8 protein-coding genes are annotated in these 14,983 nt (G+C 42.9%); 1 reads left to right on the top strand and 7 read right to left on the bottom strand.

All coding sequences use genetic code 11. The features are described 5' to 3' along the window. Positions 1-702 precede the first annotated feature (702 nt). The 5 genes from QYT14_RS05735 to QYT14_RS05715 all read right to left on the bottom strand — a co-directional run bounded on the left by QYT14_RS05735 (position 703) and on the right by QYT14_RS05715 (position 11,163). Entirely contained in the window at positions 703-3,234 is a 2,532-nt protein-coding gene (locus QYT14_RS05735; protein ID WP_288324989.1) for a hypothetical protein, read from the bottom strand. A gap of 44 nt (positions 3,235-3,278) precedes the next feature. After that, complete coding sequence (locus tag QYT14_RS05730) at positions 3,279-3,779, bottom strand: AraC family transcriptional regulator (protein WP_289826312.1); 501 nt, start codon at positions 3,777-3,779, stop codon at positions 3,279-3,281. A gap of 524 nt (positions 3,780-4,303) precedes the next feature. Then, positions 4,304-6,616 carry a GH92 family glycosyl hydrolase gene (locus QYT14_RS05725; protein WP_288325871.1) on the bottom strand — a complete coding sequence of 771 codons (2,313 nt, stop codon included), beginning with the start codon at positions 6,614-6,616 and terminating at the stop codon, positions 4,304-4,306. Positions 6,617-6,632: 16 nt separating this feature from the next. After that, positions 6,633-8,897: a GH92 family glycosyl hydrolase gene (locus QYT14_RS05720; RefSeq protein ID WP_288325872.1), complete on the bottom strand. Its 2,265-nt coding sequence runs from the start codon at positions 8,895-8,897 to the stop codon at positions 6,633-6,635. Positions 8,898-8,937: 40 nt separating this feature from the next. Next, positions 8,938-11,163 (bottom strand): GH92 family glycosyl hydrolase, encoded by a 2,226-nt coding sequence (locus tag QYT14_RS05715; protein ID WP_237039118.1) that lies wholly within the window; start codon positions 11,161-11,163, stop codon positions 8,938-8,940. Between the two features lie 211 nt (positions 11,164-11,374). On the opposite strand from QYT14_RS05715, the gene QYT14_RS05710 reads away from it, so the two are divergent. Beyond that, a complete protein-coding gene (locus tag QYT14_RS05710; RefSeq protein WP_237039119.1) occupies positions 11,375-12,061 on the top strand; it encodes a hypothetical protein in 687 nt (228 codons plus the stop codon). 128 nt (positions 12,062-12,189) lie between these two features. Here QYT14_RS05710 and QYT14_RS05705 read toward each other — a convergent pair whose 3' ends face one another. Together QYT14_RS05705 and QYT14_RS05700 are read right to left on the bottom strand one after the other, a co-directional pair. Further along, positions 12,190-13,455, bottom strand: a complete 1,266-nt coding sequence (locus QYT14_RS05705) for a DUF2264 domain-containing protein (protein ID WP_288325880.1) — start codon at positions 13,453-13,455, stop codon at positions 12,190-12,192. 12 nt (positions 13,456-13,467) lie between these two features. Next, positions 13,468-14,742, bottom strand: a complete 1,275-nt coding sequence (locus tag QYT14_RS05700) for a glycoside hydrolase family 88 protein (RefSeq protein ID WP_289307287.1) — start codon at positions 14,740-14,742, stop codon at positions 13,468-13,470. Between the last annotated feature and the right edge of the window lie 241 nt (positions 14,743-14,983).

Below are 14,983 nucleotides of genomic sequence, written 5' to 3'. Positions count from 1 at the left end.
TTCGTCACTTAAGGTGAACATTTGAATAAAATGTTATAATATTTATTTCTAACAAGTATTATAATTACGTTGCAATACAAGTATCTATATTAACTCATAATACAATTGTTATAAACAATCCCCCCATAAGCACAAACAATAAATTACAATGGACAGTTAACATAGGTGCTTGGCTAAATTACAAAGAATTCATGCAAGGCAACAAAGATAAGCCTTCTTTTTGAATTTATATCTTAATCATATATTAAAATCCGATTTTCCATATAAAGGATTACCAAAGAGCGGGCATATAAGGACTTGGACGGATGGATTTAGTAACAGAGTTCTCGAAAATACTTTCAATAAGATAAAGACCATTAGCCGACAGTTCTTTTATCTTTATTCGGCAACATTACTCTGACACAGAAGCACCCATGTGACGAATGACTTCCCCACAAAGATCGTCAATTCCTTTATGGAATATTCCGCTAGGATAAACGCTAAAATGAGGAAGGGTAAGAAATAGAGTTCCAAGGTTGATAAAGTACGCAATATATTGCACATCAACAGTCTGAAGCAAAAATACCAACTTCTATCCTATTCTACCTATCAATGATTATGGAATTGTGTTTAGGGGCACAAAAAAGAAGGCATCCTTTTATCAAAGGACACCTTCTTTAATGATTCATCTATCTTAAGTAGATAATATACTTAGGATAATGATTAGGGCTTATTGATAGTCATAGGCAATGTAACGGTAGTCTTAATACCATTCAATGCTGTAACTGTCATTTCAAGAGTTGCTGAATAGTTAGGAGCATAAGTCATACCTTCCAAAGCGATACCGTCAGCAGATAATTTAGCTGTCGCACCGGTAGGAACACCTTCACCCTTAACTACGAATGTGAACTTATCATTTGTTGCACCAAACAATGTCATTGTATTGTAAACTGCCACCTTTGCACTGCTGGCAACTAATTGCAAACCTTCTTCTTTTCCAGCTGCTTTGGTTTCATCAAATTTAGCAATAGTACCTTTACCATCTGATGTAATTGCAACATTCAAATCTGCCACTTTACCGGCTTTGTAGAAGTTAAGCACCGCATCATTGAACGGAGACATAAAGTTTACTGCAAATGCAGGAACTTCAACTTTCAAGCCTGCTTTACCGTTAATCGAATATGCACCTTCTACTGTTACATTGCCTCTTACTGCACCGTCTTTCAGCAATTCATCAGTCATTGCCAAGATTGAACCAGATACAGTATAGGTAGCAACATCAGTAGCAACACTATTAATAGTCATTTGTTTCGGAACAAAAGTTAAGTTATCCCAATCCGCACCTGAATTTTCTACAGCCTTGAATGCGTTAGTCATTACATATTGTTTAGCAACTGTTGCATCAGCAGAGCCAACCAACAAAGCATTCAATACAGTCTTATCTGCATTCCATACAGAAGTAACCTTAGAGAACAAGTCTGTGAATGTAGGAACAGAGATGGTTACAGGAGCAACGACTTTCTTCAATTCATTACCACTAGCATCAGCAAATTTCATGTTCAATACATAAGCACCCGGAGCTGCAGTTGCTTGATAATCAGCATTTGCAAATACAGCATACTTAACCTTCTTAAGATTATCGGCATTATTGATAGGAGTAACTTCTGTTTTCGGTGTACCATCAGCATTCAAGTCTGAGTAGTATTTTACCTGAGCCATTGTAAATGCAAACTTACCGTTAGCGGTAGATTGGTCTGTTGTAGCTACCGCTTTACCGTCAATAGAAATCACATTCCAAGTCGGAGTAACAGCAGCCAACGCTGTAGCAGTCTGAGCACTCAAGCTTGTAAATGTAGTACCTAAATCAATAATGATAGGTTTAACCCCATCAGTTGCTGTATATTTCACTGCTGCTACAGGAGCTTCAGGATCAACAGTTGCCCCTTCGAATTTTACTGTTACCTCAAAAGAAGTACCGGTTGCTCCCTTAAAGTTTACGAAATTCACCATAAACTGAACCGTCTTTCCAGCAGCCTTTTCTGTAGAAGTGAATGACATCGTCTTACCATCAATAGTAACACCTGCCAATTCTAATGCACTAGCCGATTCCGGAGTCAAGTAAGCATCGTATGCTTTAGTTCCGTCAAATTCAAGAGTGACTGTTTTACCGAAAGGTACTTTAACTGAGCTAAGAGTTTCAGCATTGTATGTAACATCAGCAGCTACAAGAGCCGTAGCGTTAGACTTATCAGCAAGAGTAACTTTAGAAGCATATCCGGTTAGAATATTGCCATTGATTTGCAATGCATAAGCATAGTTGTTAGTTTCAGCCTTAAATGCATCTGTAATAGTCTTATCTGTTACCGTTTCATCCGGCTCGATATTCAGATTCCACAGACCATTGGCAGAAGCAGCCTTGGTAATAATACCTTCAAACGGAGTAGCCGTTACCTTAACCGGAGCAACTGTGCCATCACTACCCACCAACTTAATATCTGCATTAGACAAGTCTGCAGAAGAAGGATATACTTGCAAAATAAGAGGTTCGATAGTACCTACCAACAGCTGATCTTTAGCAATCGCACCTTTAGGACCATCCCATTTTGCATTGGCTACTGTTGCTATACCATAGTTCAATTTGTATTCAGGATTAGCTTCAACAGCTCCGTTAGTTACATTTATAAATTGTACACTAGTGATAGCAGCCGAAGTAGTAGGCAACTGAACTGTCTGCATCTTACCGTCAGCGTCGGGTATATTCAATGTACAGATACCGTTAGCCACTACTGCATAAGCATTACCGGCAGCTTTGTATTCCGACTTAACAAACTCTTTGGCTGTCTTGTCATAAAGATACCAGTATCCGTCTTCTACATACGGAGTCATATCCACTGCTTCTTCACCTTCACCGGTAGTGGCAAACCAGCCTGTAGCCTTGTCATCAATGCTGATTTCACCGGTCTTGTCGTCAATCACGACCTTGCTACCGGCAGCAGCGCTAGCAACAGTCAGATTATAAGAAGTACCGTCACTTACCGATACTTTGAAACCGCCGTCCACAGATTCAATCTTGGTAACGTAAGCACCACCGGCATTTACTTTGGTTTCAAGGTCTGAAAGCTTAGACTTCAAATCAGTCAGTTTCTTGTTGATTGCGTCGATATCATCGTCGTAATCTTTACAAGACACGAATGTTCCTGTTGACGAAACCATCAAGGCTCCGAACAGGGTTGCACTTAAAAACTTTTTGTTCATAATAGAAAAACTTTAAATTTATAAATTTAAAAAACTAAAATTGGTTATACATATTCTATTGGTTCTGAGGACTGTATCGCCCTCTGTTCTTGTTTCATATAGCGTTTTGGAGAGACGCCCGCCACCTTCTTAAAGGAAGTGTAAAATGTACTTCGCGACAGAAACCCGCATCGTTGGGGCAGTTCCTCCAACGGACACTTGCCTGAACGGAGCAGCTCCTTGGCATATTCTACTCGGTATGTGTTCACCAAATCTTTCAGGTGACAACCGAAGTAGCGGTTCACCACGTTCGACAGATAAGTCTGGTTCGTTTCAATCATATCGCTCAGCTTATTCAGTGAGAGCTTCGGGTCAAGAAACACCTGGCGCACTTCCAAATAGTACAATACATATTTATATAGCTCACAATCGACTTTCCTTGCCTGCTCCACGTTACGGCCTGCAAACTTCTGCTCCCAGTAAAGATGGGCAGCCCGGAAGAGCAGATTCTTCTGCCTTTCGGAAGTAAAGGTGCGCTTGTCGCGATGTAGGAACAGGTAGTCCATTGTACTCTCTTTTTATCGTCTCTATTTCAGATAATTACACATTTTTCAAACCCTTAAAAAAGGGTTGCGTTCGGTGCATCTCTTAGTAAGAGATACACCGAACGCACATAACCGCTTTATTATTAATAGTTTAAGCCGATAAAAAAGTGTCCTATAACTTAAGACTAAAGATATTTTTGCACTTGCCTTGTGATTTTTCTTCTCAAAAAGTTTTAATTATCAAAACTTTGTGTAAATTTGCATCGAAAAGTGTATCTCTTAGTAAGAGATACACTTTTTTTTCTTCATTCTCCCAAAACCTTATTCACCACGTTCCCAATAGATTAAGCATCATCAAGTGTTTGTTTTACTTCTGTTCTGTAAATCTTAACGGATGTCAACGTATCATAATGGAGAAATCTTGAGATTAAAAAAAAAGACCAAGGTCTTTCTGAAAGGAACTTAAGTGTTTTTCAATAAGACCAAGGCCCTTTTTAAAGTAGCCGGAAAAGTTTTAAAACGATGGGCAGGAAGTGAAACAATGCCTAATGCACAGCATCCCTTGAGAAGGAATAGGGCAAATCAGACTCTTGTGTTCCTCGCAGCAAGTTAGGATAGGCGGACATACGAAACTCTATCTTGCCACCCTTCAACATTTCACCGTGCTTCAGGAAATTGGCCGTATAAGATTGGCCGTTGACCTCCATTTGGTCAATATAACGGTTTCCTTCACTATTCTCGGGGGCAGAGAGTACCAAGTCGTTTCCATTTTCAAAGTGAAGGGTTGCCTTGCGGAACAGCGGTGCACCAAGAATATATTCATCCGTTCCGGGACATACCGGATAAAAGCCCAATGCAGAAAATACATACCAGGCCGAAGTCTGACCGTTGTCCTCATCTCCACAATATCCGTCGGGGGCCGAAGTATACATACGGTTCATCACCTCACGCAACCAATATTGCGCTTTCCAAGGTTGTCCGGCATAGTCGTAAAGGTAAATCATGTGTTGGATAGGCTGGTTGCCATGTGCATAGTTCCCCATGTTCATTACAGTCATCTCACGTATTTCGTGAATCACCTGTCCGTAATAGCTGTCATCGAAAACAGGAGGAACGGCAAATACCGAGTCGAGCATCGTGACAAACATTTCCTTACCTCCCATCAGGTCTATTAATCCCTGAGGGTCATGAAATACCGACCAGGAATAATGCCAGCTGTTTCCTTCGGTAAAGGCATCACCCCATTTCAGTGGAGAAAACGGCTTCTGAAACTTTCCGTCCTTGTTCTTGCCACGCATCAACTTGCTTTCACTATCAAACAGGTTCTTATAATTCAAGGCACGTTTCGCGAAAAGACTGATTTCTTTCTGCGGACGCTTCAATTCCTTAGCCAAACGATAAATACACCAGTCATCATAAGCGTACTCCAACGTGCGGGCAGCATTCTCGTTGATGCTTACATCATAAGGGATATACCCCAAACGGTTGTAATATTCATATCCCAAACGTCCGGTGGAGGAAGCTTGGGGATACACATTTTCAGTGCCGTGCAATAACCCCTTATACAGACTTTCCACATCTTCCACACGCACACCTTTCATATAGGCATCCACCAAAACAGAGGCCGAGTTATTCCCCACCATACAACCGCGATGTCCCGGACTCGCCCATTCTGGAAAGAAGCCGCTTTCTTTATATGTATTTATCAGACCTTCCTGAATTTCTCTGTTGACCGACGGATACATTAAGTTAAGCAATGGAAACAGACAACGGAATGTATCCCAAAAGCCGGTATCGGTATACAGATAGCCCGGCAATACTTTTCCATTATAAGGACTGTAATGTATCGGTCGTCCCTCCGCATCCATTTCATAAAACTTACGCGGGAAAAGCAACGAACGGTAAAGGCAGGAATAGAATGTACGATATTGTTCGTCTGTTCCGCCTTCCACCTCTATCTTGCCCAGCACCCGGTTCCAAGCATCCTTACCTTTTTGTACCAACGCATCAAAAGTATCAGTACCCAATTCGCGAAGATTTGCTTCCGCCTGTCCGAAGCTGATAAACGAAGAGGCTACCCGGGCATGTACCACTTCACCTTTACCGGTTTTGAAACCGATTACGGCTCCTGCATGGAAAGCAGTCTGCTCCATGACGTCCCTTTTTAAAGAAAGGGAAACCTTATCCTTTTTTCTTTTAGGTTCTACATCATTGGAAAAAGTAGCCCGATAGACAAAAGGTTTCTCGAACTCAATGACAAAATAGTTCTTGAAGTTGTCGGGAACACCTCCGCTGTTACGTGTGGTGTAGCCTATAATCTTATTCTCTTCGGGAATAATCCTGATAAAGGAACCGCGGTCGAAAGCATCAACCACCACATAAGAATCATTATCGGGAAAGGTGAACCGAAACATAACCGCACGTTCGGTCGGTGTAAGTTCGGTCACGACATCGTGTTCCGCTAAATATACCTTATAATAATAAGGATGCGATACCTCCCCCTTATGGGAAAACCAACTGGCACGCTTGTCTTCATCAAACTCCGGTTTTCCGGTGACAGGCATCAGAGAAAATTGACCGTAATCGTTTATCCACGGACTGGGCTGATGAGTTTGCTTAAAACCGCGAATCTTGTTGGCGGTATAAACATACTGCCATCCGTCACCCATCTTCCCGGTTTGGGGCGTCCAAAAATTCATTCCCCACGGACGGGCAGTCGCAGGATAAGTGTTGCCGGTGGAAAGTTCGAAGGAGGACTGAGTCCCCACCAACGGACTCACATAGCCGACATAGTCTTTTGCCTGCACCCATAAAGTGAGGCAAAGAGCTATAGCTGAAAGGAAAAATTTCTTTATCATCGTGTCCCGGATTAGTTTATGGTTTTAACGGTTCAGCCCCCATACTGATTTCCATCACCCCTCCCGCCGTCAGGTCGCTGTGCGTAAAGAAAGGCTGTTCCAACGGTTTTCCATTTAACACAATGGACTGAACATATTTATTTTCTTTTGAGTTATTCTTCGTTCGAATGACAAACTCCTTTTGACTGGGCAAGTGAATAGTCACCTCTTCAAACAAGGGACGGCCAATAGAGTAAACCGGCTTACCGGGGCATACCTGATAAAAGCCCATCGCATTCAGAATATACCAAGCTGACATCTGACCGCAATCTTCGTTGCCCGAAAGCCCATCGGGAGCATTGCGGTACTGACTATGCAGCACACTATCGACCAACTCCTGCGTCCGCCACGGACGATTGACATAGTTATACAGATGAATAATGTGATGACTCGGTTCATTGCCATGAGCATATTGTCCGATAAGGCCGGAGATATCTGCCGAAGCTGTCTCTCCCTCAAGTTCGGAAGAAACAGCGAACAGGGAATCCAGCTTGCCGACAAAAGCATCTTCTCCTCCCATCAGTCCGACCAGACCGGGTACATCATGAGGCACAAACCAAGTCCACTGCCAAGCCGTACCTTCGCAATAATCGTCATTACGGTGAGTAGACGAACGAGGATTGAACGGAGTACGCCATTTTCCTTTACTGTCCAATCCACGCATAAAACGAGTTTCGGAATCGAAATAAGACTTGTATGCACCGGCAAAACGAGCATATTTATCTCTTGTTTCCATATCTCCCAAGCTATCTGCCAAAACAGAAATGCACCAATCGTCATAAGCATATTCCAAAGCCTTTGCCACCGACTCGTTTTCGAAGTCGCAAGGAATATACCCCATTACATCCTTATAATAACGCGCGCGAGGCATCACAAAAGGAACCAGCCATTTCGGACCGACAATACCGGTTGTGTCATATTCGGCAACACGCAGACAGGCTTTGTAGGCTTCTTGAACATCAAAATCACGATACCCTTTCACGTATGCATCAGTGATAATAGAGACAGCATGATAGCCAATCATCGTTCCCGTATAATTGGCAGCACAGTCCCATTTTGGGAAAACACCTCCCTCACGCTGTTTCTTCAGCAACGAACGGATATAGCTTTCGTTGGTCTGAGGATCTATAATGGTAAGTAAAGGATGCAATGCACGGAATGTGTCCCAAATAGAGAAAGTAGTATACACAGGATCTTCCTTATCGGTGGTATGCACTTTCAAGTCCATACCCAAATAACGTCCGTCTACATCGGTAAACAAGTTCGGACTTAAAAATGCATGATACATAGAGGTATAGAAGATGGCACGTTGGTCGGGATCTTCCGTTTTCACATCTATCTTCGACAGACAATCATTCCAGATGCTACGGGCATCAGCACGTACCTTGTCAAAATTCCAATCGGGCAACTCAGCCAAAAGATTCTGCCTGGCTCCTTCACTGTCGACAGATGAAATAGAGAAACGAACCATTACTTGCTCATCTTTAGCCGTATCAAAATGGAGCAGCATTTTGCAAACGGGAATCTGCTGTCCGCCCTCTACAACAGTATCAGTATAGAGAGTATGGGTAAAAGGCTTTGAGAAAACTGCATAGAAATAAAGGTCCTGTTGCCAAGCCCAATAAGCACTGCGCTTGTATCCGCGGAGCACAGTATCATTGACAGCCTCCACAGCCATAGCCTGATTAATTTGCTGCTGGATGTTATAGTCCATGTCCAGAATGAAGCCCGATTCATTGCTTTCTGGAAAAGTATAACGATGCATGGCAGCACGCCCGGTGGCCGTCAACTCGGCTTTCACACCATAAGTATCCAAGAAAACCGAATAATATCCCGGTTCGGCATACTCGTTGCTGTGTGAAAAGGCAGAAGCGAAAGGACGTTTCTGGCTCTCTTTACCAAGATATTCCACCTTTTGCTCACCCACGGTAGGCATCAGAAGAAAGTCCCCGAAATCGGCACACCCCGTGCCGCTGAGACGCGTATGAGCAAAACCATTGATGGTGGAGTCTTCGTAATAATAACCCGAACAGGAGTCCCAGCCATCGATACGTGTATCGGGGCCCGGTTGAATCATTCCATGAGGCAGCATTGCACCCGGATGCGTATGCCCGTGCCCTCCCGTTCCGATGAAAGGGTTAACATAACCAGTGTATTCTTTCAATTCCGTCGTTTGGGGAGAACACGCACTCAAGCATAATAATCCTGCCAGACAACCGCTTACAAGTATATTGAGTTTCATTGCTTTATAATTGATGTTATTTCATTTCCAACAAAATATATTACCGATACCAAACCTTTCCCGGCTCTGGCCCCATCTCAAATTCTACGGTAGCCCCATCCATAATCTGTTGATGGGTGATATAACTCTTGTCGTATGGTTTTCCGTTCAGTTTGACCGACTGAACATAGATATTCTCACGATTGACAGCCGGTGCCAGCACCGTAAACGTTTTTCCGTTATCAAGATGCATACGCATTTCGGGGAATAACGGAGTCCCTATTTCATACTCACCACTTACAGGATTAACCGGATAAAAGCCCATAGCACTGAATACGTACCAGGCAGACATCTGCCCGCAGTCTTCGTTTCCACACAGTCCGGCCGGTGCATTAAAATAAAGATTATGCATCACTTGTGCCACATACTTCTGAGTCTTCCACGGCTGACGTGCTTTATTATACAAATAAATGACATGATGACTCGGTTCATTGCCGTGAGCATACTGTCCAATCATGCCGGTACTGAAAATAGGCAAATCCTCCTTTCCGGCAGGAATATAAGTAAACATACTGTCGAGCTTTTCGGCAAAGCGATTTTTTCCACCGACCAAAGTAATCAGTCCGCGAATATCCTGAGGCACAGACCATAAATATTGCCAACCATTGCTTTCACAAATATGAGCAGTATAGTCATCGGGAGAGAAAGGTCGGATAAAAATACCTTTGTCATCAATGGGTTGCATAAATCCCGTAGCGGGGTTGAACACATTCCTGTAGTTTTGAGAACGTTTATAAAACTCCTCTGCCAGTTCTGTCTTCCCCATCTTACGAGCCATCTCCGCAATGCAATAATCATCAAAAGCATACTCCAGTGTTTTGGAAAGTGACCAGTTTTCGGAATTATACTCATCTTTTATATTATAAGGAATATAGCCGAGCTTTTTATAAAGCCCGATTCCCCGGTAATTATCCAAGTTGGCTGTGGCAACACAAGCCTTCAATGCTTTTCCGGCATCAAAATCACCTATTCCTTTCAAATAAGCATCCACAATAACAGGAACAGCATGATAACCAATCATCATATCAGTCTCACTGCCCCAAAAGTTCCAAACCGGAAGGCGGCCGTTCTGGTCATAAAAGGCCAGGAAAGACTTTATCATATCATTGGTACGAACAGGCTCGGTATAAGTAAGAAGCGGATGAGCGGCACGATAAGTATCCCATAAAGAAAAAGTACCATAATTCACCCAACCATCCGCCTTATGTATTTTCCGGTCAGGACCATAATACGAACCATCCACATCACTAAAGACAGTGGGCGCTATCATGGTACGATACAAAGCGGTATAGAAATTCACTTTATCATCCAGACTACAGATACCTCCGACCTCTATCTTCCCAAGCTCACGGTTCCAGCTTTCTTTAGTCTCTGCCACATACCTGTCAAAATCATTGTGCGGAGCCTCAACCGCCAAGTTCTTGGCCGCACCTTCCATGCTTACTCCCGAAAGTGCCGTACACAACACCACTTCTTCCCCATCTGCCGTATCAAAATTGAAACGGGCTACATAAGCAGTTCCTATAGATTTGCCATCCTGCACAACGGCAGTAGTATCTATTTCGGAAGACTTGAAAGGTTTGGAAAAACGAGTACGGAAAAAGACACGCTGTCCACGCGCCCAACCGTCAGAGAAACGATACCCCTGTATGGTGCATGAATCCACAATTTCAATATAAGAATCTTGTGTGAAATCCCAATTCATCGCTTTCTTCAAATTCAGGAATACGGCAGCCTGTGCTTTAGGAAAAGTATAACGTTGAATGCCGCAACGCTCTGTCGCAGTCAACTCCACATTAATGTTGTAGTCCTTTAGCAATACACGGTAATATCCTGCGGAAGCCTCTTCATCCGAATGTAAGAATTTAGAATGAATGCCCAAAGGGGCTTCGGCTTCATGATAAGGCAGAGTGACAGGCATATAAGAGATATCATACAAATCACCGGCCCCTGTTCCTGAAAGATGCGTATGGCTGAAACCGGCAATGGTACTGTCGGGATAATAATAACCGGAGATGCGGTCCCAACCGGGCAAGCCATTGTCCGGGCTTAGCTGAACCATGCCAAATGGTGCTTGAGCACCGGGATAAGTATTTCCGGTAAAATCAGTTCCGATAAACGGATTCACCAACAAACTATAATCAATCACCGGTGCCGGCTGCCTATCGGATATACATGCTCCCAATATCACTAGAAAAAATAAAAACGAAAGAAGCGGTGTCTTCATATTCTATAAAAGATTTCATTATTACTCTATCACAAAAATACACATTATAATCACAAGAACAACCTTTCCCGCCAAACACTTCATCCTTTTTCCGATTATTTTTCTCATGCCAATCATAAAAAGCAATAAAATAAAGAAAGTTTTTTGATAGGAAATCTGAAGTTTTTTCGTATGTTTGTCACATCTATTACTAAAAAGCACTACTTAATCAATGAAAAAGAGCGATTTTATCTTTCTTTTGGTGGCTATTGCCATCTTTCTCCCCTTCTTTGTGAGTGACGCCGTTTATGAATGGTATAAATCATTCAACACCGCCCACGGCATGACAATGAGTTTCCTGAAGTTTGCCATCCTTTCTACCATGGGCGAAATGATTGGCCTGCGCATCAGTACCGGAGTTTACATCAACCGCACTTTCGGAGTCATTCCCCGAATGGCAGTATGGGGACTGCTGGGTATGGGTATCAATATGGCTATGATTATCTTTTCAAAAGGAGTGCCGATGTTTATGGAATATATGGGCATGGCAAATGCTTCCGATACTATCAACGGAGAAATGTGCCTCGAAAAAATAATGATAGCATTAGCCATCTCTGTTGCCATGAACAGTATCTTCGCCCCTGTCTTTATGACCCTTCACAAAATAACCGATACACACATAAGCAATTGCGCCGGTTCGGTAAAGGCATTGGTTACTCCCATCCCCATGAAACAGATTATCACAGAACTGAACTGGGCGGTGCTTTGGGGATTCGTATTCAAGAAAACCATTCCTCTGTTCTGGTATCCGGCACACACCATCACTTTCCTGCTCCCACCAACTATGAGAGTATTATTTGCTGCCGTATTAGGCATCGTATTGGGAGTGTTACTGGCCGTCGCAGCCAAAAAGAAATAAACATTCTAAGTTCATAGGACTCCATAATATAAAGTAAAGGCTTCGATTTATCACAAACCGAAGCCTTCATCTATTCTCAAACAAGTCATTTACTATGTTAAAACTCTTTTTCTTCTTTTAGTTCCATATTAATATTCCACCTTATAATCTCTATGCAGGTGTTCTCCTTTCCATGCCTTTTTGGTAGTCCAGTCTTCATAAGGTTCTGTCCAAAAAGCATTGTCGGCAGGGAGTCCTAACGGCAAGAAACTCAAAGTCGCCATATAAAGGCTGCCGGTAGAAGTATAACCGTCGGCAGCTTCGGGTTGATGTCCATTAAACCCTAAAACCAGCCAACCGTTCTTGTCAAAGTTCTGATTACCTTCATATAAATTGCGATGTACGGCAGTCAAAGCACAACGCACCTGGGCAGGTTTCAAATGAGCCGGCAATTTCTCACGCAAAGCTACATCCGCCAATGACTGGAAAGCCGCCGAACGGTAAGTCACCGAACGTCCCAAAGCCGGATAAGTACCGTCGGGCCCGATAATACGTTCACAAAATTCGGCATGGCGTATCATACGTGCCATAGCTTCATCCACTTCTTTCTGACCAGCTCTTTTTTTGGATGCCAATGTTTCAAGCATAGCCACATACATCGGATTCAATACATAAGAATTATAATAGTCCATACTGAATTTGGGACCATCGCAATACCAGCCGTCACCTGCATACCATTCTCTCACTTTATTCTTGGCAATCTTCAGGCGGAATGGATCACACTCACCCCCTGCCCAATTGATGAAAGACTCATTCAGTCCCGTAAAAATCAACCAGTTATTGTAAGCACCGGTACGATTGCGCAAAGCCTTCAACGATTCAATATAGCGTTGCTTGGTCACATCGTCCAACGGTTCCCAAAGTGCTTTAGGAGCGCGCAAGAAAGCATGTACCAGATAAGCGGCATCCACGATAGGCTGTGGCTGTTTCGTAAAATTCAGTTTATCCGGCGAATTCGGATCAACGGCATTTTTCAATCCTTTCAACACTTCTTCACGCATCTGCTTGCGAAGTTTTCCCTCTTCGGTATCGTCATCGGGCAGCGACAACCAGGGAGCTACGCCTGCCAATGTACGACCGACAGCTTCCAAATGGGTGATTTCATCATAGCCTTTCGGATTTCCGCTCGGAGATTCTATCGGCATATTCTGACGCAATGTGTTCTCTGCCAGATTATGAATCACAGGATAGGCGATTTTCCACATAAGCTCCACCCAAACGGCACGGTCTTGTGCACCGGTAGTCGTTTGTTGTTCTTTCGCAGCTTTATCTTTCTTATTTTTAGCTTGCAAAGAAGAAACAGGCATTGCCATTAGAAAAACCAACAACAAAGCAAAGTAATTTAATCGTTTCATAGTCATTATTTATTAGAAGAGAGATTCATTATTCAATAATTTATTATAGCGATGCAGAGCTTCTATAAAATAGTAATCTGCATACGTCAAAGGCACATCGATTTCACCACCATGCGGAATGGCACCGGTGCTATGCTTCAGAATGAAATCAGCGTTCTCACCCAATTTGGCACGATAAGCAGGGCTGCCCAACGAATGAAGAATCTGCTTGGCACCTTCCAAATATTTTTTGCTCTTGGCACCCTTCACATAAGTACTCAGCTCCATCAAAGCCGAAGCTGTGCAAGCAGCGGCTGAAGCATCACGATACAGAATAGGCGTAATGCTGGCTTTGGAACGTACACCGGGAACATAACCTTCTTCCCAAGCATTGAAGTCCCACCACGCCACCTTATCGCTAGGCAGATTAGGATGATCCAGATAATAATCAGCCATGCCTTGAGCTGTTTTCAGGAAACGTTTATCACCGGTTTCGCGATAGCACAAAGTAAACCCGTAAATACCCCAAGACTGGCCTCTCGACCAACAAGAATTATCGGAATAACCCTGAGAGGTTTCTCCCTTGATAGGAGCTCCGGTCTCTTTATCATAATAGATAATGTGATAGTGACTGTAGTCCTTACGGATTTGATTCTTCATCACCTTTTCGGCATGCGAAACAGCTACTTTCTTATAAGTGTCATCACCTGTCACCTTGCTGGCGTGGAACAACAACTCCAAATTCATCATATTATCAATGATAACAGGAAAGTCATAGACTTTATCACCGTGCCAAGAACGGAAACCGTTCCATGACTGAATCACACCGGCTTTAGGACGGAAACGCGTACAGAGTGATTTAGCCGATTCAGTCAAAATGTCCTCGTATTCGGCTTTCGGTGCAAAACGATTCGCATTGCCGTAGCTGCAATACATCATGAAACCGATGTCATGATTGTCTGTAAAAGTCTTACAAGGCTCCATCTTCTGCGTATAAACCAAGGCAGAATCCTGCAAAGCCTTATCACCTAAGAAGTCGGAGATATACCATAAACTGCCCGGAAAGAAACCGGCTGTCCATAAGTAAATACTTCCTTTGGATACCGTTCCGTCTTTACGCATACTGTGGGGCATCACGCCACTGCCATTTTTTCCCTGACTCGGAGTCTTCAGCATCAGATTATACTGTTTGGCTGCAAATTCCATATTTTCTTGAATAAATTCCTTTTCGGAATTTTGAGCTTGCACATTGCCTGTCACACACGAAAACAAAAGAGCCGTGAACAAGCCGAAGTTTTTTTTTATCATATTCATGTTTTTAATGGTGTTAATTTCAAATAGGTTTACTGCAAAGATATAGGCATTGAATGTAAAAAGAAGGAACATCAATCTTATAAAGGAGAGAAAACGTACATTCCTGCATTTTTAACGAAGAAAGTGGGAAATAGGGCATTATATGCATAAAAAGCACCCTCTGAATTGGACAAAACATACCCCATTTGGACAATTTCTCCCTCTACATTTATTCTCCATTTCTATTACATACTGT

Origin of the sequence: uncultured Phocaeicola sp. (assembly GCF_948499155.1) — a bacterium.
Classification (GTDB): Bacteria; Bacteroidota; Bacteroidia; order Bacteroidales; family Bacteroidaceae; genus Phocaeicola; species Phocaeicola faecalis.
Note: the sequence above shows the minus strand (reverse complement) of the source record. Positions and strands in the feature narration are given on the sequence as shown.